The organism is Streptomyces sp. NPDC036813 (assembly GCF_055609245.1).
Genome location: NZ_JBVJPV010000015.1, coordinates 52,662 through 78,387, shown reverse-complemented (window position 1 = coordinate 78,387; position 25,726 = coordinate 52,662). Strand labels below are relative to the sequence as shown.

General features: G+C 71.2%; 24 protein-coding genes and 1 pseudogene. 14 read left to right on the top strand and 11 right to left on the bottom strand.

The features are described from left to right. Positions 1–73 precede the first annotated feature (73 nt). On the bottom strand, positions 74–565 hold the full coding sequence (locus ACZ67Q_RS28440) for an ATP-binding protein (RefSeq protein ID WP_471187717.1): 492 nt from the start codon (positions 563–565) through the stop codon (positions 74–76). 344 nt (positions 566–909) lie between these two features. Between ACZ67Q_RS28440 and ACZ67Q_RS28435 the strand changes: the two genes are divergently transcribed. The 4 genes from ACZ67Q_RS28435 to ACZ67Q_RS28420 all read left to right on the top strand — a co-directional run bounded on the left by ACZ67Q_RS28435 (position 910) and on the right by ACZ67Q_RS28420 (position 4,664). Beyond that, positions 910–1,734, top strand: coding sequence for a helix-turn-helix domain-containing protein (locus tag ACZ67Q_RS28435; RefSeq protein WP_471188095.1), 825 nt, complete (start codon positions 910–912; stop codon positions 1,732–1,734). 87 nt (positions 1,735–1,821) lie between these two features. Continuing rightward, positions 1,822–3,282 (top strand): aldehyde dehydrogenase family protein, encoded by a 1,461-nt coding sequence (locus ACZ67Q_RS28430; RefSeq protein ID WP_471187715.1) that lies wholly within the window; start codon positions 1,822–1,824, stop codon positions 3,280–3,282. Between the two features lie 117 nt (positions 3,283–3,399). Next, positions 3,400–3,963 carry a DinB family protein gene (locus ACZ67Q_RS28425; protein WP_471187712.1) on the top strand — a complete coding sequence of 188 codons (564 nt, stop codon included), beginning with the start codon at positions 3,400–3,402 and terminating at the stop codon, positions 3,961–3,963. A gap of 59 nt (positions 3,964–4,022) precedes the next feature. Next, complete coding sequence (locus ACZ67Q_RS28420) at positions 4,023–4,664, top strand: PadR family transcriptional regulator (RefSeq protein WP_471187709.1); 642 nt, start codon at positions 4,023–4,025, stop codon at positions 4,662–4,664. Between the two features lie 13 nt (positions 4,665–4,677). On the opposite strand, the pseudogene ACZ67Q_RS28415 reads toward ACZ67Q_RS28420, so the two are convergent. Next, positions 4,678–5,151, bottom strand: a pseudogene (locus tag ACZ67Q_RS28415) (pyridoxal-dependent decarboxylase); the annotation flags it as partial. Between the two features lie 189 nt (positions 5,152–5,340). Between ACZ67Q_RS28415 and ACZ67Q_RS28410 the strand changes: the two are divergent. After that, entirely contained in the window at positions 5,341–6,102 is a 762-nt protein-coding gene (locus ACZ67Q_RS28410) for a MerR family transcriptional regulator (protein WP_471187706.1), read from the top strand. Positions 6,103–6,166: 64 nt separating this feature from the next. Here the strand turns inward: ACZ67Q_RS28410 and ACZ67Q_RS28405 are convergent, their stop codons facing one another. Continuing rightward, positions 6,167–6,532 carry a YbjQ family protein gene (locus ACZ67Q_RS28405; RefSeq protein WP_469816189.1) on the bottom strand — a complete coding sequence of 122 codons (366 nt, stop codon included), beginning with the start codon at positions 6,530–6,532 and terminating at the stop codon, positions 6,167–6,169. 140 nt (positions 6,533–6,672) lie between these two features. Here ACZ67Q_RS28405 and ACZ67Q_RS28400 point away from each other — a divergent pair, with 140 nt between their 5' ends. Then, entirely contained in the window at positions 6,673–7,614 is a 942-nt protein-coding gene (locus tag ACZ67Q_RS28400; protein WP_471187703.1) for a DedA family protein, read from the top strand. A gap of 6 nt (positions 7,615–7,620) precedes the next feature. On the opposite strand, the gene ACZ67Q_RS28395 is transcribed toward ACZ67Q_RS28400, so the two are convergent. Both ACZ67Q_RS28395 and ACZ67Q_RS28390 read right to left on the bottom strand, forming a co-directional pair. Then, complete coding sequence (locus ACZ67Q_RS28395; RefSeq protein WP_471187700.1) at positions 7,621–9,282, bottom strand: threonine/serine exporter family protein; 1,662 nt, start codon at positions 9,280–9,282, stop codon at positions 7,621–7,623. A gap of 116 nt (positions 9,283–9,398) precedes the next feature. Next, the gene (locus ACZ67Q_RS28390) at positions 9,399–9,890 is read right to left on the bottom strand and encodes an inorganic diphosphatase (RefSeq protein WP_366840627.1); all 492 of its coding nucleotides are present in this window, start codon (positions 9,888–9,890) and stop codon (positions 9,399–9,401) included. 79 nt (positions 9,891–9,969) lie between these two features. Here ACZ67Q_RS28390 and dacB point away from each other — a divergent pair, with 79 nt between their 5' ends. From dacB to folE, 6 genes are all read left to right on the top strand, one after another. Then, the gene (gene dacB, locus ACZ67Q_RS28385) at positions 9,970–11,538 is read left to right on the top strand and encodes a D-alanyl-D-alanine carboxypeptidase/D-alanyl-D-alanine endopeptidase (protein WP_471187697.1); all 1,569 of its coding nucleotides are present in this window, start codon (positions 9,970–9,972) and stop codon (positions 11,536–11,538) included. 172 nt (positions 11,539–11,710) lie between these two features. Then, entirely contained in the window at positions 11,711–12,844 is a 1,134-nt protein-coding gene (locus tag ACZ67Q_RS28380; RefSeq protein ID WP_471187694.1) for a zinc-dependent metalloprotease, read from the top strand. Between the two features lie 191 nt (positions 12,845–13,035). Next, positions 13,036–14,076: a tRNA lysidine(34) synthetase TilS gene (gene tilS, locus ACZ67Q_RS28375; protein WP_471187691.1), complete on the top strand. Its 1,041-nt coding sequence runs from the start codon at positions 13,036–13,038 to the stop codon at positions 14,074–14,076. Between the two features lie 65 nt (positions 14,077–14,141). Further along, positions 14,142–14,702 carry a hypoxanthine phosphoribosyltransferase gene (hpt, locus tag ACZ67Q_RS28370; protein WP_030342680.1) on the top strand — a complete coding sequence of 187 codons (561 nt, stop codon included), beginning with the start codon at positions 14,142–14,144 and terminating at the stop codon, positions 14,700–14,702. A 183-nt stretch (positions 14,703–14,885) separates the two neighbouring features. Further along, on the top strand, positions 14,886–16,925 hold the full coding sequence (ftsH, locus tag ACZ67Q_RS28365; RefSeq protein ID WP_471188092.1) for an ATP-dependent zinc metalloprotease FtsH: 2,040 nt from the start codon (positions 14,886–14,888) through the stop codon (positions 16,923–16,925). A 132-nt stretch (positions 16,926–17,057) separates the two neighbouring features. Next, a complete protein-coding gene (gene folE / locus ACZ67Q_RS28360) occupies positions 17,058–17,663 on the top strand; it encodes a GTP cyclohydrolase I FolE (protein WP_471187689.1) in 606 nt (201 codons plus the stop codon). Positions 17,664–17,703: 40 nt separating this feature from the next. Here the strand turns inward: folE and ACZ67Q_RS28355 are convergent, their stop codons facing one another. From ACZ67Q_RS28355 to ACZ67Q_RS28330, 6 genes are all read right to left on the bottom strand, one after another. Then, entirely contained in the window at positions 17,704–18,192 is a 489-nt protein-coding gene (locus ACZ67Q_RS28355; protein WP_471187686.1) for a DUF3180 domain-containing protein, read from the bottom strand. A gap of 86 nt (positions 18,193–18,278) precedes the next feature. After that, entirely contained in the window at positions 18,279–18,890 is a 612-nt protein-coding gene (gene folK / locus ACZ67Q_RS28350; protein WP_471187683.1) for a 2-amino-4-hydroxy-6-hydroxymethyldihydropteridine diphosphokinase, read from the bottom strand. After that, entirely contained in the window at positions 18,887–19,246 is a 360-nt protein-coding gene (gene folB, locus ACZ67Q_RS28345) for a dihydroneopterin aldolase (RefSeq protein WP_471187680.1), read from the bottom strand. The genes folK and folB overlap by 4 nt, the downstream gene beginning before the upstream one ends. Positions 19,247–19,505: 259 nt before the next feature. After that, positions 19,506–20,009: a nuclear transport factor 2 family protein gene (locus ACZ67Q_RS28340; protein ID WP_471187677.1), complete on the bottom strand. Its 504-nt coding sequence runs from the start codon at positions 20,007–20,009 to the stop codon at positions 19,506–19,508. Then, positions 20,006–20,968, bottom strand: coding sequence for a dihydropteroate synthase (gene folP / locus ACZ67Q_RS28335; RefSeq protein ID WP_471187674.1), 963 nt, complete (start codon positions 20,966–20,968; stop codon positions 20,006–20,008). The genes ACZ67Q_RS28340 and folP overlap by 4 nt, the downstream gene beginning before the upstream one ends. A 176-nt stretch (positions 20,969–21,144) precedes the next feature. Next, positions 21,145–22,956, bottom strand: coding sequence for a phosphatidylglycerol lysyltransferase domain-containing protein (locus tag ACZ67Q_RS28330; RefSeq protein ID WP_471187671.1), 1,812 nt, complete (start codon positions 22,954–22,956; stop codon positions 21,145–21,147). 234 nt (positions 22,957–23,190) lie between these two features. Here ACZ67Q_RS28330 and ACZ67Q_RS28325 point away from each other — a divergent pair, with 234 nt between their 5' ends. Both ACZ67Q_RS28325 and ACZ67Q_RS28320 read left to right on the top strand, forming a co-directional pair. After that, positions 23,191–24,318: an alpha/beta hydrolase gene (locus ACZ67Q_RS28325; protein WP_471187668.1), complete on the top strand. Its 1,128-nt coding sequence runs from the start codon at positions 23,191–23,193 to the stop codon at positions 24,316–24,318. A 123-nt stretch (positions 24,319–24,441) separates the two neighbouring features. Continuing rightward, complete coding sequence (locus ACZ67Q_RS28320; RefSeq protein WP_471187665.1) at positions 24,442–25,440, top strand: hypothetical protein; 999 nt, start codon at positions 24,442–24,444, stop codon at positions 25,438–25,440. The last annotated feature ends 286 nt before the right edge of the window (positions 25,441–25,726 follow it).

Below are 25,726 nucleotides of genomic sequence, written 5' to 3'. Positions count from 1 at the left end.
GTTACGCGTGCCCGGTGTGAGAGCGCTTGCTTGACGCGCGTAGAAACCCGGCGTCGAAGAACGCCGGGAGGGGTCATATGGAAGGCAGCCGGAACAGGGCCCAGACGACCTTGCCGCCGAGGCCGCCCGTCAGCGGGTGCCAGCCCCAGCTGTCGCTGAAGGACTCGACGAGGAACAGCCCGCGGCCGGACTCCGCCGCGAAGTCGTCGGCCTCGCGGGCCACCGGGCCGTCCTTGCTCGCGTCGCGCACCGCGCACACCAGTCGCTCGCTCCACCGCATCAGGTGCAACCGCACGGGCGGCAGCGGATCACCGGCCGCACCCCCGGCCGGGGTGGCGTGCCGCAGCGCGTTGGTGACGAGTTCGGAGACGACGAGGCACACGTCGTCGAAGCGGTCGCCCAGTCCCCACTGGTCCAGGGTCTGGCGGGTGAATCGGCGCGCCTCGCCGACGGCTTCGTAACGGGCGGGCAGGGAAGTGGAGGCGGCGTTGGAGACGGCTGCGGGATCCAGCGGCGGAAGGCCCTGCCGTAACGGCTGGAGCATGGTCGATCCATTCGTCCCCATGCGAGGCACTCCCGGGAGTTCGCGGTCGTTGCGATGCAGCGGTGGCGCGGGACCATGGTTTCGGAAGCGCAGTCCAGATGCAAGGGCAGATGCACGTGCACGTGACCGAAATGGATGCCCACGTGCCGCTTGTTGGCCATTTTTTCTGCCCGCTTCCCACCCAACTTCCGCATCTTCCCTACCCGTTGATGGCCGGAAGTCGCGCGAGGGCGACAGGTGGCTTTTCCGTTTCTGTAATCGGACGAGTACTGCTCGAAGTGTTTTAGTGGCAGACTGCGGGCCCTGGAGTCGGTAGGGAGGCAGCGGACGTGAGTGCGGGAGAGCCTGGATCAGTGGTGCGGCGCATGCTGCTCGGCTCGCAACTCAGGCGGCTGCGCGAGGCACGCGGGATCACGCGCGAGCAGGCGGGGTACTCGATCCGTGCCTCCGAGTCGAAGATCAGCCGGATGGAACTGGGCCGGGTGAGCTTCAAGACGAGGGACGTGGAGGACTTGCTGACGCTGTACGGCATCACGGACGAAGCGGAGCGCACGGCCCTGGTGAACCTGGCTCGCGAGGCCAATGTCGCGGGCTGGTGGCACAGTTACTCCGACGTCCTGCCGAGCTGGTTCCCCACCTACGTCGGCCTCGAGGGCGCCGCGTCCCTGATCCGCGCCTACGAGGTGCAGTTCGTGCACGGCCTGCTGCAGACCGAGGCGTACGCGCGTGCCGTGGTGCGGCGCGGGATGAAGGGTGCGAGCGAGGCCGACGTCGACAAGCGGGTGGAGCTGCGGCTGGAGCGGCAGAAGTACCTCGTCGCCGAGAACGCCCCCGAGTTCCACGTCGTCCTCGACGAGGCCGCCCTGCGCCGGCCGTACGGCGACCGCGCGGTGATGCGCGAGCAGTTGCAGCACCTGATCGACATGTCCGAGCGGCCCAACGTCCGGCTGCAGGTCATGCCGTTCAGCTTCGGCGGGCACTCCGGCGAGTCCGGCGCCTTCACCATCCTCAGCTTCCCGGAGTCCGACCTGTCGGACGTGGTGTTCACCGAGCAGCTCACCAGCGCGCTGTACCTGGACAAGCCGGAGGACGTCGCCCAGTACGAGCAGGCGCTGAAGGAGTTGCAGCAGGACAGCCCCGGGCCGTCCGAGACCCGCGATCTTTTGCGTGGACTCCTTCAACTCTCTTGACACGCAAGTACGATGACGTGCGATCAGACCGCGAGGTGAGCGAGGCCGACTCGCCTGCCCCGGCAGGCAGGGATTCAGGGGGATCGCATGTCACCGTACTTCTCCGACCTGGCGCAGCAGTACATCGACGGTGAGTGGCGCCCGGGCACCGGCTCCTGGGACATCATCGACTTCAATCCGTACGACAACGACAAGCTGGCCTCGATCACGATCGCCACGGTCGGTGAGGTCGACGCCGCCTACCGCGCCGCCGAGCGGGCCCAGAAGCAGTGGGCGGCCACCAACCCCTTCGCCCGGCGGGCGGTGCTGGAGAAGGTGCTGCGTCTCGTCGAGGAGCGCGAGGCGGAGATCACCGAGGCGATGATCGCCGAGCTGGGCAGCACCCGGGGCAAGGCCGCCTTCGAGCTGCACCTGGCCAAGGAGTTCCTGCGCGAGGCGGCCCACGTGGCGCTCAGCCCCGAGGGGCGGATCGTTCCGTCGCCGATCGACGGCAAGGAGAACCGCGTCTACCGGGTGCCGGTCGGGGTGGTCGGCGTCATCAGCCCCTTCAACGTGCCCTTCCTGCTGTCGCTGAAGTCGGTCGCCCCGGCGCTGGCGCTCGGCAACGCCGTCGTGCTCAAGCCGCACCAGAACACTCCTGTCCTCGGCGGCACCCTGATAGCCAAGCTGTTCGAGGACGCCGGGCTGCCCGCCGGGGTGCTCAACGTCGTCGTCACCGACATAGCGGAGATCGGCGACGCGTTCCTGGAGCACCCGGTGCCGAAGGTCATCTCCTTCACCGGCTCCGATCAGGTCGGCCGGCACGTGGCCACCGTCTGCGCCTCCCGTTTCAAGCGCGCGGTGCTCGAACTGGGCGGCAACAGCGCCCTGGTGGTCCTGGACGACGCCGATGTCGACTACGCCGTGGACGCCGCCGTCTTCAGCCGGTTCGTGCACCAGGGGCAGGTCTGCATGGCCGCCAACCGGCTGCTGGTCGACCGGTCAGTGGCCGAGGAGTTCTCCGCGAAGTTCGCCGAGCGGGTGAGAGGGCTCAAGGCCGGCGACCCGAGCGATCCGGCGACCGTCATCGGGCCGCTGATCGACTCCCGGCAGGCGGAGGACGTCTCCGGGGTGATCGAGCAGGCCCTCACCGAAGGCGCCACCGCGCTGGTGCGCGGCACCACGACGGACACGCTGGTCGAGCCGGCCGTGCTGACCGGGGTGCCGGCCGACTCGCCGCTGCTGCGGCAGGAGGTCTTCGGCCCGGTCGTCTTCGTCATCCCCTTCGACGGCGAGGAGGAGGCGGTACGGCTCGTCAACGACACCCCCTACGGGCTGAGCGGTGCGGTCTTCACCGCCGACGTCGAGCGGGGCGTGCGGTTCGCGCGGCAGATCGACACCGGGATGTTCCATGTGAACGACGGCACGGTGCACGACGAGCCGATCGTTCCCTTCGGCGGTGAGAAGCACTCGGGACCGGGCCGGCTGAACGGCGAGTCGACGCTGGAGGCGTTCACGACGCTGAAGTGGATCTCGGTGCAGCACGGGCGCAGCCGCTTCCCCTTCTGACGGGACCGCATAAGCGCGGTCGGACCCTTGCGGACAGAGGCTGACCGCAAGGGTCCGTAACGTCTTCGGTGTCGGGCAGGAAAGTCCGGCGGTCGACGAGACGAAAGGCGGCCGGTCATGGTCACTCACGTGCGAGCCGAAGCCCAGGGCGACGAGCGGGGCGCGCTGCTGTCCTTCCTGGAGGAGCAGCGCGGCGGCATCCGCCGGGCCGTGCTCGGCCTCACCGAGGAGCAGGCCGCGAGCCGGCCGAGCGCGAGCGAGCTGTCGCTGTCCGGCCTGGTCAAGCATGTCGCCGAGACCGAGCAGACCTGGGTGGCCCGGGCCAAGGGCGAGCCGCCGGCGGTCAAGCGGGACGAGTCGAACTGGCACGAGTGCTTCCGGCTCGCCGAGGGCGAGACGCTCGCGCAGCAGCTGGCGTACTGGGAGCAGGTCGCCGCCGAGACGGAGGCCTACTTCCGCTCGGTGCCCAGCCTGGACGACACCTTCGCGCTGCCGAACGACCCCTGGTTCCCGCCGGACGAGCGGGTGTCGCTGCGCTGGCTGGCCCTGCACCTGATCCGCGAGACGGCCCGCCATGCCGGCCACGCGGACATCATCCGCGAGTCCCTGGACGGCAGGACCGCCTTCGAGCTGGTGGCCGAGGAGCAGGCGGCGGGCCGGGAGAACGCCGGGCAGGGATAAGGAGCTGGCTGTGCGGGGCCGGGGCGGTCCGCAACGGGGACGGCCATAACCTGGACCCCATGTCAACCATCCGGCTGCTCGTGCTGGGGGCCGTCCGGCAGCACGGGCGGGCCCATGGGTACCAGGTGCGCGGCGACCTGGAGTACTGGGGCGCGCACGAGTGGTCCCACGCCAAGCCCGGGTCGATCTACCACGCCCTGAAGCAGATGGCGAAGCAAGGACTGCTGCGCGCGCACGAGACGGCACCGTCCACGGCCGGCGGGCCGCCGCGCACGGAGTACGAGATCACCGAGCGCGGCACGCAGGAGTACTTCACGCTGCTGAGGGAGGCGCTCGTCGCCCGGGACCGCGGCGTCGACCTGCTCTCCGCGGCGATCGGTTTCATGGTCGACCTGGAGCGCGCGGAGGTCGTGGCGCTGCTGCGCGAGCGCCTGCGGCGGCTGGCCGCGTGGCGGGACACCGTCACCGAGCACTACATCCCCGAGGACGGGCCGCAGCAGTTCGGCCACATCGGCGAGATCATGAACATGTGGGTGCACACGGCGGACGGTGAGGCCGCCTGGACGCGGGGCCTCATCGAGCGCCTCGAGGCCGGCGCCTACACCTTCGCCGGCGAGGGCGAACCGTTCGTCGGCATCCTCGCCGAGGGCCAGCACAATCCGTACGCGACGGGAGAGCGGCACCCGGGGGACATCCGGTAGGCGGCCGCCGGGCTCAGTGGTGGAAGCTGGTCGCCGCGTCCCGGTCCCGGGTCTGCGGATGCGACTGCCGGCGCAGTTCGGGCAGCAGACGGGTGAGGTCCTCCACGAACAGCTCGGCGAGGTCCGAGGAGAAGCCGTTGCGGCACACCACCCGCAGCACCGACAGGTGCTCCCGCTTCGGCGGGAAGGTGTACGCCGGCACCAGCCAGCCGCGCTCGCGCAGCCGCCGGGAGACGTCGAAGACGTCGTACGCCGTGACGTCCTCGGCCGTGGTGCACGCGAACACCGGCAGCTCGTCACCTCGCGTCAGCAGCCGGAAGTCGCCGAGGGCGCTCATCCGTTCGGCGAGCGAGCGCGCCACGTCCCGGGAGGCCTGCTGCACCGCCCGGTAGCCGTCCCGGCCCAGCCGCAGGAACGTGTAGTACTGCGCCACGACCTGCGCGCCGGGCCGGGAGAAGTTCAGCGCGAAGGTCGGCATGTCGCCGCCGGGTGGTGACGAAGGTGGCGAGGTTCAGCCGGGAGTTGACGGCCGGCGGACGTTCGGCGGGCTGCTCGGCGCCTTGGTGCAGGGGCATGCATCCGACGCCAAGTCCGCTCCGACGGACGGGCACGCGGGCTTGCACCTCACGCGACGTGAGGAGCCAGGGTGGAGTGCGCAAGGGAGAAGGGAGCGGAAGTGAGTTATTCCGTGGGACAGGTCGCCGGCTTCGCCGGGGTCACGGTGCGTACCCTGCACCACTACGACGACATCGGTCTGCTCGTCCCCAGCGAGCGCAGCCACGCGGGTCACCGGCGCTACAGCGACGCCGACCTCGACCGGCTGCAGCAGATCCTGTTCTACCGGGAGCTCGGCTTCCCGCTCGAGGAGGTCGCGGCCCTGCTCGACGACCCGGACGTGGAGCCGCGGGAGCATCTGCGGCGCCAGCACGAACTGCTGACCGCACGGATCGAGAAGCTGCAGAAGATGGCCGAGGCCGTGGAGCACGCCATGGAGGCACGCACGATGGGAATCCGGCTCACGCCCGAGGAGAAGTTCGAGGTGTTCGGGGACCACGATCCCGACCAGTACGCCGACGAGGTCCAGCAGCGCTGGGGCGACACCGAGGAGTACCGGGAGTCGCAGCGCCGGACCGCCTCCTACACCAAGGAGGACTGGAAGCGGATCACCGGCGAGATGGACGCCGTCCACGGCCGGATGGCCGGCCTGCTCGACCAGGGTGTCCCGGCCGACTCCGTGGCGGCGATGGACGTCGCCGAGGAGCACCGCCGCTTCATCTGTTCCAGCTACTACGACTGCTCGCACGAACTGCACGCGTGTCTGGGACAGATGTACGTCGACGACCCGCGCTTCACCGCGACGTACGAGAACATCCGCCCCGGACTGGCCGTGTACATGCGTGACGCCATCAAGGCGAACACGGCACGGCACAGCGCCTGAGGGCCACCGCCCGGGACCGGAGAGCCGTGTCCCGGGCGGGCCCGCTCCCGTGGCCCGGACGGGTCTACTCCCGGGCCACGATCACCGCCGTGCCGTACGCGCACACCTCCGTGCCCACGTCCGCGGCCTCCGTCACGTCGAAGCGGAACGCCAGCACGGCGTTGGCGCCACGCGCGCGTGCCTGCTCCACGAGCCGTTCCATCGCCTGGTTGCGGGTCTCCACGAGGGTCTTGGTCAGCCCCCGCAGCTCACCGCCGACCAGCGACTTCAGCCCGGCGCCGATCTGACTGCCGATGTGCCGGGAGCGCACGGTCAGCCCGAACACCTCGCCGATGACCTGCTGCACCCGGTGACCCGGTACGTCGTTCGTGGTGACGACCAGCACATCCGCCTGGGGCGTCTGGCCGCCGCCGTAATCGTCGATGCCCATGGTCCACAGCTTCGTACCGGGCGGCGCAGGGTGCATCCTGAGGGAACCCGGGGAACCCGGACCGTTCACCGGGCGTTGATAGCTTTGGGCGCGCGCTACCCGCCGCCGTAGTCTCCCCACCCCCTCAGGAGCCCGGAACCGTGACGACGCTTGCCCTCGGCCCGAGCTGGCTCGATCCGAACTACCTCCTCGACACGTTCGGCATCTGGGGCCTGCTCCTGATCGTCTTCGCGGAGTCGGGACTGCTGATCGGCTTCTTCCTGCCGGGTGACTCGCTGCTGTTCACCTGCGGCCTGCTGATCACGTCCAACCAGCTGAACTTCCCCCTCTGGGGAGCCATCGCCCTGATCTGCGCCGCCGCGATCCTCGGCGACCAGGCGGGTTACATGTTCGGCAAGAAGGTCGGCCCGTCGCTGTTCAACCGCCCCGACTCGCGCCTGTTCAAGCAGGAGAACGTCGTCAAGGCGCACGAGTTCTTCGAGAAGTACGGCCCGAAGTCCCTGGTCCTGGCCCGCTTCGTGCCCATCGTGCGCACGTTCACGCCGATCATCGCGGGTGTCAGCGGCATGCGGTACCGCTCGTTCCTGCTGTTCAACGTCATCGGCGGCGTCCTGTGGGGCGCGGGTGTGACCCTGCTGGGCTCGTGGCTGGGCAACATCGCCTTCGTCAAGGCCAACATCGAGGCGATCCTGATCCTGATCGTCCTCGTCTCGGTGGTCCCCATCGCCATCGAGTTCCTGCGCGCCCGCGCGAAGAACAAGAACGCTCCGCAGCAGCAGCAGCAGTCGGCCCCGGCCCCGGCCGCCGTGCCCCCGGCCATGGACGACGCGACCACCCAGCTGCGCCGCATCGACCCGACGCCGGACCACCATCACCAGCAGCCCTACGGCGACCAGTACGGCAACCAGTACGGCGACCAGTACGGCAACGAGCACCACGAGCAGTACCCGCAGGAGCCCTACGGGCAGCAGCCGTACCCGCAGGAGCCGTACCCGCAGCAGCAGTACCCCCAGGAGCCGTACCCGCAGGGCTACGGAAGGCAGCAGCCGTACCCCGGCCAGTCCCCGTACCACCAGGGCTGAGGGGCCTCAGAAGCCCCTCGTCCGCTTGGCCGCGCGGCGCTTGTCGGCGGAGCCGACCCGCAGGAACAGCCGGGAGATCTCCGAGCCCAGGTTCACCCCGATGGCGATGGCCATCGCCAGCGCGGCCGCCTTCGTCAGGGACACCAGCCCCTTGTCGACGTCGTTCTGCGCGATGGACAGCAGCCCGAAGTACGTCGCGGAACCCGGCAGCAGCGGTCCGATCGCCGCCGTCGTGTACGGCAGCGCGGAGACGAACCGGTAGCGCGACAGCAGCTGCCCGAACAGGCCCACTAGTCCCGCCGCGACGGCCGTGGACGCCACCGGCGAGAAGCGGCCGGTGTCGTGCATCGCGCCGTACACGACCCACGCCACGCCCCCGTTCAGGGTCACCGCGAGGACCGTGGACCGCTCCTGTTGCAGCAGCACCGCGAAGGTCGCCGACAGCACCATGGACGCGGTGATCTGCACCAGCGGCCGCTCCTGGAGCTGCAGCGCCGCGTCGGGGTTGAGGTGCGCCCCGAGCTGCACGCCGACGTAGAGCATCACCAGGACGCCGATGACGATGCCGACGAAGAAGTACAGCACCTCCAGCAGCCGCGCCGAGGCGGTGATGTAGAAGCCGGTCAGGCCGTCCTGCACGCCCGCGACCAGGGCCCGCCCCGGCAGCAGCGCGAACAGTCCACCGGTGATGACGGCGGACGCGTTGACGTCGGCGTGCGCCAGCGTCAGCGCGATGCCGATCGCGGCCGGCGGCATCGCGGCCACCGTGAACTGGTAGAACTCCGGCAGTCCGCGCCCCGCGCACAGCCACGCCAGCCGGTCGCCCAGCATCGCGCCCACCATGGCCGCCGCGAACACCTGCACACCACCGCCGACCAGCAGGGACGCCGCGCCGGCGAGCAGCCCGCTGGCCAGTGTCAGCACCCAGCTCGGGAACGGGTGCCGGTTGCGGCGGATCTCCGCCAGGCGCCGGTAGGCCTCCTCCAGGGAGATGTGGGTCTCCGGGTCGCTCAGGTCGTCCACGAGCCGGAACACGGCCGCGAGCCGCGTGTAGTCGGTCCCCCGGCGCCGCACGGTCCGGGACGCGGTGACCGGGTCCTCGACGAGCGAGGGCTGGTAGGAGATCGCCAGCAGGGTGAAGGTGACGTTCGGCTCGCAGCGGTCCAGGCCGTAGGAGCGGCAGACCGCGAACATCGCGGCCTCGACGTCCTCGGCGCCCTCGCCGCCGGCCAGCAGCAGCTCGCCGATACGCAGCGTCAGGTCCAGCACGCGCGGGACGGCGGGACCCCCCTCCTCCGGCTTGTGCGTCTTCTCCGGTGCCGGCCGCTCGGCCACCGGCATGCGCAGCATCGTGCGCATCCGGTCCTGCCACGGCACGTCCTTGGTGAGGCTGACCGCGGGTATCCCGCCGGGCGGAGTGAAGGCCGGCGGGGCGCTCTTGGCGCTGTAGGTGCGCGGCGGGCTGAACGCCGACCCCTCCGGCTCCGCCCCGGCCGGCTGCGGCGCCTCCAGGCCGTCCGGCAGCGCGAACTCGGACGTCGTCTCCGACTCCCCGCCCACCTTGGGCACGGCGAGCCCCTCGGGAATGGCGAACTCGGACGTGACCTCGGAGTCGTACCCGCTCCTCGCCTCGTCCGACTGCGGTTTGCGGTCCTCCGCCTCGCTCACTTGCAGCAGCACTCCCTGTACGACACTCCGTAGGCCTCAGTATGCGCACATAAGCCGGACGGGCCGCACGCGTGCGCGTGCGACCCGTCAGCGGTCTGCTGGGGCGTGCGAGGGCCTCAGTGGCCGCCGTGCTCCCCGTTGCGCTTGATGGAGCGCTCGATCTCGGCCTCGGCGTCGGCGCGGCCGACCCAGTTGGCGCCTTCGACGCTCTTGCCCGGCTCGAGGTCCTTGTAGACCTCGAAGAAGTGCTGGATCTCCAGGCGGTCGAACTCCGAGACGTGGTGGATGTCGCGCAGGTGCTCCATCCGCGGGTCGGACGCGGGCACGCACAGCACCTTGTCGTCGCCGCCGGCCTCGTCGCGCATGCGGAACATGCCGATGGCACGGCACTTCACCAGCACGCCGGGGAAGGTGGGCTCGTCCAGGATGACCAGCGCGTCCAGCGGGTCGCCGTCCTCGCCGAGGGTGCCCTCGATGTAGCCGTAGTCGGCCGGGTAGACCGTCGAGGTGAAGAGGTGCCGGTCCAGGCGGATCCGACCCGTCTCGTGGTCCACTTCGTACTTGTTCCGCGAACCCTTCGGGATCTCGATCGTGACGTCGAACTCCACCGGTGGCTCCTCCATGATCAACACATACTTCGGGTGATTAAGTGTCCCTCACGCCAGTGTGTGATCGCGAAAGGGGCTGGTGGTCGTGCCGGAACTGAGGCCCTGGCGGGCCGCGAGACCGCACGTGGCGCGGATCGCGGACGCCGTACGGCCGCGACTGCAGAGCGCCGCCACCGTCACCGCCGCCCGGCTGCGCACACGCACGACCCGGCTGCGGCCCGTCAGAACCTGGCAGTACACAGCGGGTGCCGCCACCGTCGGTCTCGCACTGGCCGCCGGCGTCGTCACCGCCGCCGGCCCCTGGGACTCGGGTCAGCGTACGGCCGAACGGGAGTGGGCCGCCGCCCAGGAAGGCCCGGGTGGCGCAGATCACGGCCGTACGTCTGATTCGTCCGGATCCTCCGGGGCGGCGGGCGGGGTGCCCCGGCCCGCGCCCAGCGCTCCCGCGGTCCTCACCGGCCTCGGCGGCCCCGCGACCTCAGTACGGTCCGCACCCGGCGGACCGGCCCTGGCCGCCCTCCTCGACCCGCTCCTGAAGGACCCCGCCCTCGGCGACCGGCACGCGGCCGTCGTCGTCGACCTGTCCACCGGCAGGCGCCTGTACGGCACCGGCGCCGACGACGCGCTGACTCCCGCCTCCACCACGAAGATCGCCACGGCGGTCGCCGCGCTCTCGGCCCTGGGCGCCGACCACCGACTCGCCACGCGCGCGGTGCTGGAACCGGACACCCGCGAGCTGATCCTGGTCGGCGGCGGCGACCCGACCCTGACCGCCCGCGCGGACGCCGGGGGCTGGGCGAGCCTGCGCACCCTGGCCGCGTCCACGGCAGCCGCCCTGAAGAAGCTCGGTGTGAGCGAGGTGACGCTGTCGTACGACACGAGCCTGTACGCCGGGCCCGAACGTCACCCGATCGGGGAGAACGAGAACCTCGCCCCGGTCACCGCCCTCATGGTGGACGAGGGCCGCATGGACGACTCCATGTCCGGCACCGCCACCCGCAGCCGTGAACCGGCGGCGGACGCGACCCGCCGATTCGCCGACCTCCTGCTGGCGCAGGGCATCCGCACCACGTCCCCCGGCCCTTCCAAGGCCACTCCGCGTGCCCGGACGCTCGCGACGGTGACGTCCCCGCCGCTGTCCGACCTGGTCGAGCGGATGCTCACCAACAGCGACAACGACATCGCCGAACACCTGGCCCGCCAGACCGCCCTCGCCACGCGCGTCCGCCCCGACTTCACGGGCGGCGGCGAGGCGATCCAGCACCAGCTCGCCGGGCTCGGGCTGCCGCTGGCGGGGGCCGTCTTCAAGGACGGCAGCGGCCTCGACCGCACCGACCGCCTCACGGCCCGCCTCCTGACCGCCCTCCTGGCCACCGCCGCCGACCCGGCCCGCCCGGACCTGCGCCCCGTCCTCACCGGCCTTCCCGTCGCCGGCTTCACAGGCACCCTCACCACGCGGTACGCGGGCGGCGCGGCCGGCATCGTCCGCGCCAAGACCGGGACCCTGACCGGCGTCAACACCCTCGCCGGCACGGTCGTCGACCATCAGGGTCACGTCCTCGCCTTCGCGTTCCTGGCCTCGGGATCGACGGACGCGGCGGCGGCCCAACGGGCCCTGGACCGGGCGGCCACGGCACTGGCGAGCTGACCCGCACCGCCGGCCGACGCGGTCACCGCGCCCGGCCTCCGGCCGGCGGTCCCCCCCGTCGGGTGAACACCCGGGCCCCCGAGGACAAACACCTCGGCGACCCGAGGACACCCCCCACGTCACCCGCTCCCACGGCCTGCCCCAAGCGGGAACGCTCACGTACGGTTGACACATGACGAGCATCGGTGGTGCCGCATCTGCTGGGATGATCGACTGGAATCTCGCGGTCGCGACCGCGACCCGGCTCGTACGGCCGGGCCCCGAAGTCAGCCGCGAGGAGGCCCGTGACGTCGTCACGGAACTGCGCCGCCACGCCAAGGCCTCGGAGGAACACGTCCGGGGCTTCACTCGTATGGGGACCGGCGAGATCCACGACACCCCCGTCCTCGTCGTCGACCGCCCCGGCTGGGTGAAGGCGAACGTCGCCGGCTTCCGCGAGATCCTCAAGCCGCTGCTGCAGAAGATGCAGGAGCGCCGCGGCAGCACCCCCGGCGGTCAGGTCCTCGGCGCCGTCGGCGGCAAGGTGACCGGCGTCGAACTGGGCATGCTGCTGTCCTTCCTCGCCTCCCGCGTCCTCGGCCAGTACGAGACGTTCGCCCCCGCCACCCGCGAGCTCCCGGCCGGCGAGCACGGCGGCGGCCGCCTGCTGCTCGTCGCCCCCAACATCGTCCACGTCGAGCGTGAACTCGACGTCCAGCCGCACGACTTCCGCCTCTGGGTCTGCCTGCACGAGGAGACGCACCGCACGCAGTTCAGCGCCGTGCCGTGGCTGCGCGACCATCTGGAGGGCGAGATCCAGTCGTTCCTCGCCGAGACCGACGTCGACCCCATGACCATCCTGGAGCGCATCCGGGAGGCCGCCCAGTCGCTGGCCGGCGGCCGTCCCGAGGGCGAGGAGGACGACGGCGGCCGCTCCCTCGTGGAGATCGTGCAGACCCCCGCCCAGCGGGAGATCCTCGGCCGCCTCACCGCCGTGATGAGCCTGCTGGAGGGCCACGCCGACTTCGTGATGGACGGCGTCGGCCCGTCCGTCGTGCCCTCCGTCGCCGAGATCCGCGAGAAGTTCCAGCAGCGCCGCGCCAAGGGCGCCTCCCGCCTGGACCTCGCCCTGCGCAAACTGCTCGGCCTGGACGCCAAGCTGCGGCAGTACCGGGACGGCGAGCGCTTCGTGCGCGCGGTCGTCGACGAGGTCGGCATGGACGGCTTCAACCGCGTGTGGACCTCCCCGAACACACTCCCGACCAAGGCGGAGATCTCCAAACCGGCGGACTGGGTCGCGCGGGTGCACCGCAGGCCCGAGGCGTGAACGGCGGACCACCGTGGTGAACGCGATCCGGCCGACGGCAGGAGAACGCCCCCGCAATCACCCGTCCGAGGGACCGTGAGCCGTGGACAGGCGTGCAATGCTCGGGTCACCGCCCGTTTCTGTCACCATCTACACACTCTGAGTGACCGACTCGGGTTCACCCCCGACGAGCTTCCTGAAGGGAACCGGACATGGGTCCCCATCCTGCGGTCGCGGCGATACGCCTGGCGGTCCGCCGCGTCCTCCACGACATCCTGACCGAACAGCACGCCTCCCCGGCTTCCGCCTCCGCCGGGACCGCCCTCCTCGAGCGCCCGCCCGCGCCGCTCGTGCTCGTGGCCTGCTCCGGCGGCGCCGACTCCATGGCGCTCGCCTCCGCCCTCGCCTTCGAGGCCCCCCGGCTCGGGATCCGCGCCGGCGGCATCACCGTCGACCACGGCCTGCAGCCCGGCTCCGACCTGCGCGCCGCCGAAGTCGTCCTGCGCCTGACCGACCTCGGCCTCGCACCCGTGGAGTCCACCGCCGTCACCGTCGGCCGCGACGGAGGCCCCGAGGCCGCCGCCCGGGACGCCCGCTACGCCGCCCTGGACGCCGCCGCCGAACGCCACGGCGCCGCCGCGATCCTGCTCGGCCACACCCGCGACGACCAGGCCGAGACCGTCCTGCTCGGCCTCGCCCGCGGCTCCGGCATCCGCTCCCTGTCCGGCATGGCCGCGGTCTCGGGGGCCGGCGGCCGTTACCGGCGCCCCTTCCTCCAGCTCGACCGGCAGACCGCCCGCAAGGCCTGCATGGTCCAGTCCCTGCCCGTCTGGGACGACCCGCACAACGCCGACCCCGCCTACACCCGCTCCCGGCTGCGCCACGAGGGCCTGCCCGCACTGGAGAAGGCCCTCGGCAAAGGCGTCGTGGAGGCCCTCGCCCGTACGGCCCAGCTCTCCCGCGACGACGCCGACGCCCTCGACGCCTGGGCCAGCCAGGCCGAGGCCGGCGTACGCGACGCGGCCGGCCGGCTGGAGTGCGCCAAGCTCTACGCGCTGCCGCCCGCCGTACGCCGCCGGATCCTGCGCCGCGCCGCCATCGAGGCCGGTGCCCCGGCCGGTTCCCTCTTCGCCCGGCACATCGAGGAGATGGACCGGCTGATCACCGGCTGGCGTGGTCAGGGAGCCATCAATCTGCCCGGCAAAGTCGTCGCCCAGCGCCAGGGTGGCAGACTGGTGATTCGGCAAGGCTGAGTCCCGACCCCTTTCGCACCTGCGGCAGGGGCCGGACCGGCCGGTGGGACGACCGACCGAAAGTGATGCGGGTGGACGCGAAAGACATGGGTGCCGACCTTCAGCAGGTGCTCATCACCAAAGAAGAGATCGACGCGAAGCTGGCCGAGCTGGCCGCGAAGATCGACGCGGAGTACGCGGGCAAGGACCTGCTGATCGTCGGTGTGCTCAAGGGCGCCGTGATGGTCATGGCCGACCTGGCCCGGGCGCTGTCCACCCCCGTCACCATGGACTGGATGGCCGTCTCCTCCTACGGCGCGGGCACCCAGTCCTCCGGTGTGGTGCGGATCCTCAAGGACCTCGACACCGACATCAAGGGCCGGCACGTCCTGATCGTCGAGGACATCATCGACTCCGGGCTGACCCTGTCCTGGCTGATCAACAACCTCGGCTCGCGCGAGCCCGCCTCGCTGAAGGTGTGCACGCTGCTGCGCAAGCCGGACGCCGCGAAGGTCGCCATCGACGTGGAGTGGGTGGGCTTCGACATCCCCAACGAGTTCGTCGTCGGCTACGGCCTCGACTACGCCGAGAAGTACCGCAACCTGCCGTTCGTCGGTACGCTCGCGCCTCACGTCTACGGCGGCTAGCCCACCCGGGCACGGTCCCCACGACGATCGGGAACCCCGGCGGGCCTCCCGCCGTTGGAGCAGTCAGACGGGTTCGTCAGCCGTCCTGTGCGGCTTCGGACGCCAAGGCTGGGGTACCGTCAGAAGAACTGTCTTATCAAACTCACTATGGCAGGAGGGACGGGGCGGCACCGCTCCGTGTGGATGGACGTGAAGCGATACTTCCGTGGGCCGGTCATGTGGATCGTGCTGGCCGTCCTTGCCGTGGTCGTGTTGATGCAGGTCGTCGGCTCGTCCGGTGGCTACAAGACGGTGGACACCGGCCAGGTGGTCCAGGCCATCAACGACAACAAGGTCGAGCAGGCCAAGCTCACCACCGGCGACGAGCAGACCATCAAGGTCGAGCTCAAGGACGGCGTCAAGGTTCAGGGCAGCTCGAAGATCCAGGCCAGCTACATCGGCGACCAGGGCGTGACCATCGCCGGCACGCTGCAGACCAAGTACCAGGACAAGCAGATCCCGAAGGGCTACACGGTCTCGCCCTCGAAGCAGAACCCGTTCCTCGGGATCCTGCTCTCTCTGCTGCCCTTCGTCCTCATCGTCGTCGTGTTCCTGTTCCTGATGAATCAGATGCAGGGCGGCGGCAGCCGCGTGATGAACTTCGGCAAGTCCAAGGCCAAGCTCATCACCAAGGACACCCCCAAGACGACGTTCACCGATGTCGCCGGCTGCGACGAGGCCGTCGAGGAGCTCCAGGAGATCAAGGAGTTCCTCCAGGAGCCGGCCAAGTTCCAGGCCGTCGGCGCCAAGATCCCCAAGGGCGTGCTGCTCTACGGCCGCCCGGGTACGGGCAAGACCCTCCTCGCGCGGGCCGTGGCCGGCGAGGCGGGCGTCCCGTTCTACTCGATCTCCGGTTCCGACTTCGTCGAGATGTTCGTCGGTGTCGGTGCCTCCCGGGTCCGTGACCTGTTCGAGCAGGCCAAGGCGAACGCCCCGGCGATCGTCTTCGTCGACGAGATCGACGCGGTCGGCCGCCACCGCGGCGCCGGCCTCGGCGGCGGTCACGACGAGCGCGAGCAGACCCTCAACCAGCTGCTCGTCGAGATGGACGGCTTCGACGTGAAGGGCGGCGTCATCCTGATCGCCGCCACCAACCGGCCCGACATCCTCGACCCGGCGCTGCTGCGCCCCGGACGCTTCGACCGACAGATCGCCGTCGACCCGCCGGACCTGCAGGGCCGTCTGGAGATCCTCAAGGTCCACCAGAAGGGCAAGCCGGTCGCCCCGGACGTCGACCTGTCGGCCGTCGCCCGGCGCACCCCCGGCATGACCGGTGCCGATCTCGCCAACGTGCTGAACGAGGCCGCGCTGCTCACGGCCCGCTCGAACCAGAAGCTGATCGACAACAGGATGCTCGACGAGGCGATCGACCGCGTCGTCGCCGGCCCGCAGAAGCGGACCCGCATCATGTCGGACAAGGAGAAGAAGATCACCGCGTACCACGAGGGCGGACACGCCCTGGTCGCGGCGGCCTCACCGAACTCCGACCCGGTCCACAAGATCACCATCCTGTCCCGCGGCCGTGCCCTGGGCTACACGATGGTGCTGCCGGACGAGGACAAGTACTCCACCACCCGCAACGAGATGCTCGACCAGCTCGCCTACATGCTGGGCGGACGCGCGGCCGAGGAACTGGTCTTCCACGACCCGACCACGGGCGCCGCGAACGACATCGAGAAGGCCACCAACCTGGCCCGCGCGATGGTCACCCAGTACGGCATGACCGAGCGTCTCGGCGCGATCAAGTTCGGCGGCGACAACAGCGAGCCGTTCCTGGGCCGTGAGATGGCTCACCAGCGCGACTACTCCGAGGAGGTCGCCGCGCTGGTGGACGAGGAAGTCAAGAAGCTCATCGAGACCGCGCACAACGAGGCCTGGGAGATCCTGGTCGAGAACCGCGACGTGCTCGACAACCTCGTCCTGCAGCTGCTGGAGAAGGAGACGCTGGGCAAGGAGGAGATCGCCGAGATCTTCGCCCCCATCGTCAAGCGCCCGCCGCGGCCCGCCTGGACCGGTTCCTCCCGGCGTACGCCGTCCACCCGTCCGCCGGTGCTCTCCCCCAAGGAGCTCGCCCTGACGAACGGCGCCAACGGCGCGACGGCCGCGATCAGCACGGCGAAGTCGACGGCGGCGGACCCCGCCCCCGCGACCGAGCCGGCGCGTGAGGACCGCCCCGAGAGCTGAGCCGTTTCGGCCACCGGGCCGGAATGGATGCCGCGCCCCCCGGGTTCTAGCCTGGGGGGCGCGGCTTTTCGTATACCGCGGTTCGAAGCGCGTGGTCTCCCACGCGTGACAGGTACAGGAACGAGGAACCAGATGACCGACCCCGTGACGCTGGACGGCGAGGGCACCATCGGCGAGTTCGACGAGAAGCGTGCCGAGAACGCCGTACGCGAACTCCTCATCGCGGTCGGCGAGGACCCGGACCGCGAGGGCCTCAGGGAGACGCCTGGGCGCGTGGCCCGGGCGTACAGGGAGATATTCGCGGGTCTGTGGCAGAAGCCCGAGGACGTCCTGACGACGACGTTCGACCTGGGGCACGACGAGATGGTGCTGGTGAAGGACATCGAGGTGTTCTCGACCTGTGAGCACCACCTCGTGCCGTTCCGGGGCGTCGCCCACGTCGGCTACATCCCGTCCACCAGCGGCAAGATCACCGGCCTGTCCAAGCTGGCGCGTCTCGTGGACGTCTACGCCCGCCGCCCCCAGGTGCAGGAACGACTCACCACGCAGGTCGCTGACGCCCTGATGGAGATCCTGGAGCCGCGCGGCGTCATCGTGGTCATCGAGTGCGAGCACATGTGCATGTCGATGCGCGGCATCCGCAAGCCCGGCGCGAAGACCATCACCTCCGCCGTGCGCGGTCAGCTGCGGGACGCGGCGACCCGCAACGAGGCGATGAGCCTGATCATGGCCAACTGAGGCCGGTCACCCCGAGCCCGCGGGCTCGTACGGGGCGGTGTCACGCAGGGTGCGCCGCCCCGTTGCTGTTCTCGTCGTCGTCCTCGGGGAGCTTGCAGACGCGCTCCAGGAACATCGCCGCCGCTATCACTCCGATGCCCGCGACGACCGAGAAGCCGGCGTAGATGGCCTGGTCGCGGCGGGCCGGGATGTCGAGGAGTTCCAGCAGGAAGACGCCCGTGCCGCCGTACATGCCGGCGACGAGGGCGGCGACCAGCGCGCTGGCCTGGCCGAAGACGACCGCCCGGGCCGCCATCAGCGGGTCCACGCCCTTGGCGTCGGGGACGCGGTCGCGCTGGGCCTTGAGGCGGGCGCGCAGCGACAGCGCGGTGGCCAGCAGGACCACCGCGATCAGCGCGAGGACGATGGGGGCGGCCAGGGGGACGCTGGGCAGGGTCCCCACCGAGTTCCACAGGCGGGCGCCCGCCCAGGACAGGATCCCGGCGACGACGAACACACCGGCCAGCACCCTGATGCGCAGCTCTCTCACGGTGACCCTTCAGCTCCCCCGGACCGGGTGACGGGCGGCTCCCGTCCTGTGCGGCCGCGCACGCGGCCCCGCCTCGACCTTAACGACTACTCGGGCAGGTGGAGTTCCAGGTCCTTGCGGGGCGCGACACCCTCTCGGGTGACGGTGTCCAGGAGCTGCCCGATCATGCCTCGGCCGGGCAGTTCGGCGTCGGGTTCGACGTCGTACCAGGGGGCGAGGACGAAGGCCCGCTCGTGGGCGCGCGGGTGGGGGAGGGTGAGGTGCGGGTCCTCGGAGACGACACCGGCGTAGGCGACGATGTCGACGTCGAGGGTGCGTGCGCCCCAGCGCTCGGTGCGTACCCGGTGGAAGGCCTCCTCCACCGCGTGCGCCCGCTCCAGCAGGGAGGACGGGGGCAGGGTGGTCTTCACCAGCACGACGGCGTTGAAGTACGACGGCTGACTGCCGGGCTCCACGCCCCACGGCTCGGTCTCGTAGACCGGGGAGACGGCCTTGACGCGCACGCCCGGCGTGTCTTCCAGGGCGTCGATGGCGCCCTGGAGGGTCTCCAGCCGGTTGCCGAGGTTGGAGCCGAGGGCGATCACGGCCCGTTTCGGGTTCTGCAGCGTGGTGTCGGCGGCGTCGACCTGCTCGACGACGGAGGCGGGTACCGGCTGGACGGTCGGGTCGCTGTGACCCTTGGTGAAGGGTGCAGTCATACTCGGCTCCGGGTGATCGTGACGGTCACGTCGTCGAAGGGGACGGTGATCGGCGCGTCCGGCTTGTGGACGCACACCTCGACCTCCTTGACCCCCTCGTGCTTCAGACACACCTGGGCGATGCGCTCGGCGAGGGTCTCGATGAGGTTCACGGGCTCGCCCTGGACGGCGGCCACGACCTCCTCGGCCACGATGCCGTAGTGCACGGTCTTCGCCAGGTCGTCGTCCGCCGCGGCCGGCCGGGTGTCCAGGCCGATCACGAGGTCCACGATGAAGGTCTGGCCCTCTTCGCGTTCCTTGGGGAACACACCGTGGTGCCCGCGGGCCTTCAGGCCGCGCAGCGCGACACGATCCACGCGAATCACTCCTGCAATCGTCGGGTGCGGCCGGTCCGTACCGCGTGCGGGCGGTGCGTCGGCCTCAGTCGAATCTACCTGCGGGCACCGACAGCGCCGGGCCACGGGGCGCCGGGCCGGCGCGGTTCGGGAAGGGTTCACCGCGTGTTTCCCCTGGGAAACCCGCTGGCTCACGGGCTGGCGGCCGCTTCGACCAGGGCGCCCGTGATTCCAGCCACTTCCTGGTCCCTGCGGGCGGTCCCGTAGATCACCTACCCACTCAGGAGGGTGTCTCCTCGTCCTCGTCCTCGTCGTTTTCGGCCAGAACGGGCGAGGCGTGGTGCGACCAGAGCTTCCACCCCTCCGGCGTGCGCCGGAACACGTTCGTGGCGACCACGAGCTGGCCGACGAGCGGTCCCAGCTCCTCGCCCTCGGTGGGGGCGGGGCCGCCGCTGAGGATGTTCTCGGTGCAGGTGACGACGGCCGTGTCCCCGGTGACCGAGACATGGACGTCGGTGAGGAAGAACTGGATGTAGTCGGTGTTGGCCATGATCAGCGCGTACGAGCGCAGGACCTCGCCGCGGCCGGTGAGGACGGGCCAGCCGGGGTGCACGCAGGAGACCACGCCGGCGTCGGCCGGGTCGTGGTAGGTCTCGTCGACGCCCAGGTCGGCCGGGGTGAGCCAGGCCGAGGCGACCTCCTCGAAGTCGCCCCGCTCCAGGGCTTCGTAGAAGGCCGTGTTGGCGGCCTCGACCTGTTCGACGTCGGTGTGGGGGGCGCTCACCGGGCTCCTTCGGGCCCGTGGGCGCCGGGCTCGGGGGAGGCGGGGTGCGCGGGGGCCTCAGCAGGAGCCGTGGGGTGCGCGGGTTGCGCGCCGGGCGCCGTACGCGCCCCTTCGACGGCGCGGGCGACCCGTACCGCGTCCGCCGTGGCGCGGACCTCGTGGACGCGGACCGCCCAGGCGCCGGCGTGTGCGGCGAGCGCGGAGACGGCGGCCGTGGCGGCGTCCCGTTCGCGGGCGGGCGGGGGCGCACCGTCGGGACCGGCAAGGATGCGGCCGAGGAACCGCTTGCGGGAGGCGGCGATGAGCAGCGGATGGCCGAGCGCGTGGAGCCGGTGGGCGTGGGCGAGCAGGGCGAGGTCGTGCTCGGCGTCCTTGGAGAAGCCGAGGCCCGGGTCGACGATGATCCGGTCGGGGGCGATGCCGCCGTCCAGGGCGGCCTGCAAGCGTGCGTGGAGCTCGTCGACGACCTCGGTGACGACGTCGGCGTAGTGGCCCGGGACGTTGCCGCCCTGGAGGAAGCCGCGCCAGTGCATGACGACGAAGGGGGCGCCCGCGTCGGCGACGGCGGCGATCATCGCGGGGTCGGCCATGCCGCCGCTGACGTCGTTGACGAGGGCGGCGCCGGCCGCGAGGGACTGGGCGGCGACCCGGGCGCGCATGGTGTCCACGGAGACGACGACGCCCTCGGAGGCGAGGCCCCGCACGACGGGGATGACCCGGCGCAGTTCCTCGTCCTCGTCGACGCGGGTGGCGCCGGGCCGGGTCGACTCGCCGCCGACGTCGACCAGGTCGGCGCCCTGGGCGACGAGGTCGAGGCCGTGCTTGACGGCGGCGGTCGTGTCGAACCAGCGGCCGCCGTCGGAGAAGGAGTCGGGGGTGACGTTCACGACACCCATGACCGCGCAGCGGTCCCAGTCCGGAAGGCCCGCGGCGCGTCGGCGTCCGCTGTGGTTGCTCATATGTTCAGCGTAGGCCCCTCACCGGGGCCGTATCGCCGTACGTCCCGGGCGCGGGCCCCGCTGCCGACGGGGACCCGCGCCCGGGCCGTTCGTGTCCGCCACGGCGCCCCGCGCGCGTGGACGCGGGGCCGTTGCCCACGCGTGCGTGGACGGGTGGCCACCACGCGCGTGCCGGGTCAGGCCGCGCGTACGTCGCGTTCGGCCACGCCGTGGGCGCACGGGCGCTGGGCGGCGGTGCGGCGGCGCAGGAAGCGCGGCAGCGGCGGGGCGAGGTTCACGAAGCCCTCGGCCTGCATGTAGGCGAAGCCGATGCGCGGCAGGTCGGCGGAGGCGCGGTAGACGATGAAGCGCGGCTCCCAGCGGGGCTGGAACTTGGCGTTGAACTTGTACAGCGACTCGATCTGGAACCAGCGCGAGAGGAAGATCAGCAGCCCGCGCCAGGTGCGCAGCACCGGGCCGGCGCCGAGTTTCTCGCCGCGGGCGAGCGCGGAGCGGAAGACGGCGAAGTTCAGCGAGATGCGCTCGATGCCGAGCTTCGGGGCGGCCTGCAGGGCGGCCACGATCAGCAGTTCGTTCATGCCGGGGTCGGCGCTGCGGTCGCGCCGCATCAGGTCGAGCGAGACGCCGTCGGTGCCCCAGGGCACGAAGTGCAGGATCGCCTTGAGATCGCCGTACGCACCGGGTTCGTCGTCGGCCTTGTGGGCAGTGGCGACGAGGCAGTCCGCGTCGGCGGGGTCGCCGAGACGGCCCAGCGCCATGGAGAAGCCGCGCTCGGTGTCGGTGCCGCGCCAGTCGTCGGCCGCGCGCCGGATGCGCTCCAGCTCGGCCTCGCCGAGGTCACCGACACGCCGTACCCGCGTCTCGTAACCGGCCCGCTCGATGCGCTTGACCATCTGGCGCACGTTGCGCATCGCACGCCCGGAGAGGGAGAAATCCTTGACGTCCACCACCGCCTCGTCGCCCAGTTCGAGGGCGTCGAGGCCGGTCTCGCGGGTCCACACCTCGCCGCCGGTCTCGGAGCAGCCGACGACGGCGGGCGTCCAGGAGTGGGCCTTGGCCTCGTCCATGAAGCGCTCGATGGCGCCCGGCCAGGCCTCGACGTCGCCGATGGGGTCGCCACTGGCGAGCATCACGCCGGAGACGACGCGGTAGGTGACGGCGGCCTTGCCGCTGGGGGAGAAGACGACGGCCTTGTCGCGGCGCAGCGCGAAGTGGCCGAGGGAGTCGCGTCCGCCGTGCTTGGCGAGCAGGTCCCGCAGCCGTGCCTCGTCGTCCTCGGTGAGGCGGGCGGCCGGGTGCTCGGGGCGGAAGGCGAGGTAGATGGTGGTGACGGCGGTCAGCCAGCCGAGCGCGCCGAGCGAGAAGGCGACGGTCCAGGAGGTGTTGCCCTGGTAGTCGACCGGTCCCTCGAAGCCGAACAGGCCGTAGATCACATGCGTGATCCGGTCGGCCAGGCTCGGGTCGCCGACCATCCGGTTCGGGTGGACGCTGACGATGATCAGGCCCAGCACGAGGGAACCGGCGCTCATGAGGACGAAGTTGGCCAGGGCCCGCCAGCGGCTGCGCGGGTCGGGCAGGGCCGTGAACTGGTCGCGGTGCAGGATCAGCGGCGCGAGCAGCGCGGCGGAGATCAGCACCCCGATGACCGAGTGCCGGTACACGAACTGGGCCACGGCGCCGACCGGCAGCAGCACGACGGCGGCGCGCCAGGCGCGGCGCTTGCCGCGCTTGAGGCCGTGGGCGAGCAGCAGCAGCAGGATTCCGTCGGCCAGCGAGACCGCCGCCGCGAACGGCCCGAACGATCCGGGCAGCACCTCGGCGATCGCGTGCATACGGCTGTGCCTGAACCGCGGGAAGACCCCCGCGGCGATGTCCAGGACACCCACGAGCGCGGCCGCTCTGCCGACGAGGACCGGACTGGCCTCGGGGCGCGGGCCGCGCACGAAGCGCCGCACCCGGCTTGATCGGCTCGGAACCCCGTCCGACATTTCCCCATCTTCCCTGACAGACATCGCATCCCGTAGTTCTGCGAGAGACCTTGAACCCGGTGCCGTATCGGGCATCCGGCGACATTGCGTCCTCTAGGACGGTGTCTAGGGGGGAGAGGTTCACTCGCCCCGTCAAAGCCGGTTCAAAGGCCGAGGAAAGTCCGGGGCAAGCCTTCGCGAAGGAAGCGGGGGGATGCGCCGGTCCCGGATGGAAAGCGCAGGCAGGAACACCCCATGGGTCTCACGAGCAAGAAGGTGCTGTTGCTGGCGATCGTGGTCGCCGCGGTGCTGTTCGTCGGCACGGTGTGGCTGTGGCCGCGGTTGTCGCGTCGCAACTGGCGCGCGATCGCCGGGCGGGTCGGGCTGCTGCTCGTCACGCAGGTGACGCTGTTCGCGTGCGTGGGACTCACGGCGAACCGTTCCTTCGGCTTCTACGCCAGCTGGGCCGACCTCTTCGGGCAGGAGAACGGCGCCGGGGTGGTCGTCGACCACAACGCGCACGGCCCCGACGGCGGCCCGCTCCAGGTGCTCGACACCCGCAAGGTGAGCAAGGCGGGCGGGGGCCGGCCGGAGATCGGCGGGCAGATCCAGAAGGTCGCCATCACCGGCTCCACGACCCATATCGCCACGCCCGCGTTCGTCTATCTGCCGCCGGAGTACTTCCAGGCGCAGTACCGCACGCGCACGTTCCCCGCGGCCGTCGTGCTGACGGGCTACCCCGGCACGGCCGAGGCGCTCGTGGACAAGCTGCACTACCCGCGCACCGCGCGCGATCTCGCCAAGCAGGGCCGGATGCAGCCGATGATCCTGGTGATGATGCGCCCGACGGTCGCGCCCCCGCGCGACACCGAGTGCGTGGACGTGCCGGGCGGCCCGAAGACGGAGACGTTCTTCGCCAAGGACCTGCCGCAGGCGGTGTCGGCGCACTACCGGGTGGGCCGCGGCGCCGGCTCCTGGGGTGTCATAGGCGATTCCACCGGCGGCTACTGCGCGCTGAAGTTCGCCATGCACCACCCGGACGCGTACGCGGCGGCTGTGGGCCTGTCCCCCTATTACAAGGCACCCATCGACCCGACGACGGGCGACCTCTTCCACGGCGACAAGCAGCTGCGCAACCGCGCGGACCTGATGTGGTGCCTCAAGCACATGCCGGCGCCCGACACCTCACTGCTCGTCACCAGCAGCAAGGTGGGGGAGAACAACTACAAGAGCACGACGAAGTTCATCGACGCGGTGAAGGCGACCGGTACGACCCGTATCTCGTCGATCATCCTCGACAGCGGTGGGCACAACTTCAACACGTGGCGGCGCGAGATTCCCGAGTCGCTGGCGTGGCTGAGCGGCCGGCTGACAGCGGGCTGACCTGGGCCGGCCGCAGCCCTAGTGCCGCTTGGCTTTTACTGATGCTCCGTGAACCTTTGCCCATGGCTCTGTTTTTACGGCCCGGGGCTTCACGAGCCGCCTACGCGCGGTAAGTTTCTGGCCATGCCACGTGGACGTCACCGTCATTCCCCGCCCTTGCACAGGGTGCTGCCACCGTCGGCGATCGCAGGCGTCTCGGTCGTCTGCGCCCTAGGCCCCTGGGTGTCCACGGACGCCCTGGTGCTGCGGGTCCTGGCCGGGGCGGGCGCGGTGACGGCCGTCCTCGGCGCGTTCGTCATGCGGCGCTGGGACATCCAGGCGGGCAAGCAGGTGGCCGACCTCACGCGCGCGCGTGCCAGCGACGAGTGGCGCTACGAGGAGCGGGTCGCCGAACTGGAGACGGACCTGGAGGAGTCGCGCGAACTGCGCGCCAAGCTTGAGCAGCGACTGCGGGCCAAGCGCACGGAGCTGGCGGGTCTGCGCAACGAGCACGCGGCCCTGCTGCGCCGTTACGCCACGGCGGAGACGGAGCGGGCCAGCGCCCTGGAGGGCCGCCGCCTGCTCGAACTCGAGGCCCCGGTACGCGCACTGCCGCCGGCGCCCCCGAAGGACGACGCGGCGGACAAGCCGGCGAGCCCGGCCCCGGCAGCCTTCTCCCGGGAGGGCGTGTGCCTGTTCCAGGCGGCGAACGCGGCGCTGATCCGCCTCGCCACCGGCGCCGAGCGGGAGGACGAGGCCGAGGGGAAGCCCGGGGCGGCCGACGCGCAGGAGCACGCGGCCGCCGCCGGCGAGACGCCGGAGAGCCAGGGCGGCGGTCACTTCGCCGTGCCGACCGCCGTGGCCGTCGTACCGCCCACACCGCCGGTACGACGTCCCGTGACGGACGGCGAGTTCGACTTCTTCGGCACGAAGACGTCCCCGACGCCGGCGGCCCTGGAGGCCGTCCAGAACGAGGACCTCGCCGACGTCGTCGGCCAGGAGGCGCTCGCGCTGCACAAGGCGGAGACCGCCTTCAAGCCGGCCGACGACACGACGCCCCGCGAGGGCCAGGTCATCGACCTGACGGCCCACGACGAAACAGAGCAGATAGACGTCCAGAGCCTGCGCAGCGCAGCCTCCTGACTCCGTCGGCCTGCCCGCCGGTCGGGCTGTGCGCCCGGCACTTCCCGGTGCGCGGCCGGCCGGGGGTCGGGGCGCGGCGGCGCCCCCCGCTGCGCGCGCCCGGGCGGCGGCCGGCAGCTTCGCGGCCATAACGCTCGCACGCGCGGCGGACCCGCAGTCACGGCGGAAGGGACGACGGCCGGCACCCGCGTACGGCGGGAAGGGGCCGGGGTGGGGGGTGTCCGCCCGCAGCGGCCGGCACCGAGACACTGAGCGCTCGTCGGAAACGGCCGGCCGGACCGAGGAC